Source organism: Pseudomonas sp. RIT623 (genome assembly GCF_004519305.1).
GTDB lineage: Bacteria > Pseudomonadota > Gammaproteobacteria > Pseudomonadales > Pseudomonadaceae > Aquipseudomonas.
This window is the reverse complement of the sequence record NZ_SOZA01000086.1, coordinates 1-1,002: the sequence shown is the minus strand read 5'-3', so window position 1 is coordinate 1,002 and position 1,002 is coordinate 1. Positions and strand designations below refer to the sequence as shown.

General features: G+C 67.8%; 1 protein-coding gene. It reads left to right on the top strand.

Annotated features, from left to right (window positions below; genetic code table 11):
* Nucleotides 1–1,002: AMP-binding protein (locus tag E3U47_RS24755; protein WP_167659536.1), on the top strand; the 1,002-nt coding region annotated here is incomplete at both ends.

Genomic DNA, 1,002 nt, shown 5'->3' with positions numbered 1-1,002 from the left:
GGCCTATGCGCAAGGGCAGGTGATCCAGGCGTTGGTCGAAGCCCAGGCGCCACACGCCCTGGCGCTGGTGCAGGGCGAGCAGCGCCTGAGCTATGGCGAGTTGAACCAGCGCGCCAACCGCCTGGCCCATCACCTGATCGCTCGTGGCGTGCTGCTCGGTGATCGAGTGGCCCTGTGCCTTGCGCGCGGCCCGCAGCGCTTGATCGCCATGCTGGCGGTGCTCAAGGCCGGCGCGGCCTATGTGCCGGTCGACCCGGCCTATCCGGCAGAGCGTATCGCCTACCTGCTCAGCGACAGCGCACCGACCTTGGTGCTGGTCGAGGCCGCTACTGCCGGGTTGGTGGGGGAGGTAGCCAGCGTGGCAATCGACAGTGATGCCTGGTTGGATCAGCCGGACAGCAACCCGGTTGTCGAGGGGTTGGATGAGCAACAACTCGCCTACGTGATCTACACCTCCGGCTCCACCGGCCAGCCCAAGGGGGTGATGGTCGAGCACCGCACCCTGGCCAACCTGGTGCACTGGCACTGCCAGGCCTTCGAATTGGGGGCCGGCAGCCAGACCTCCAGCGTCGCGGGCTTCGGCTTCGATGCCATGGCCTGGGAAGCCTGGCCGGCCCTGTGCGCCGGCGCAACCTTGCACCTGCCGCCCGCGCACATTGGCGGCGAACACGTCGACGAACTGCTGGACTGGTGGCTGGAACAACCGCTGCACGTCAGCTTCCTGCCGACGCCAGTGGCCGAACAGGCGTTGCGCCGCGAGCGTCAGCACCCGACCTTGCGTACCTTGCTGGTCGGCGGTGACCGCCTGCGCCACTTCGAACGTGATCCAGGCTTCCAGCTGGTCAACAACTACGGCCCGACCGAGACCACCGTGGTGGCGACCTCCGGGGTGCTTCAGCCGGGCGGGGCGCTGCATATCGGCAAACCGACCGCCAACACCCGGGTCTATGTGCTGGATGAGCAGCGTCAGCCCGTGCCCGTCGGTGTAACCGGCGAGCTGTA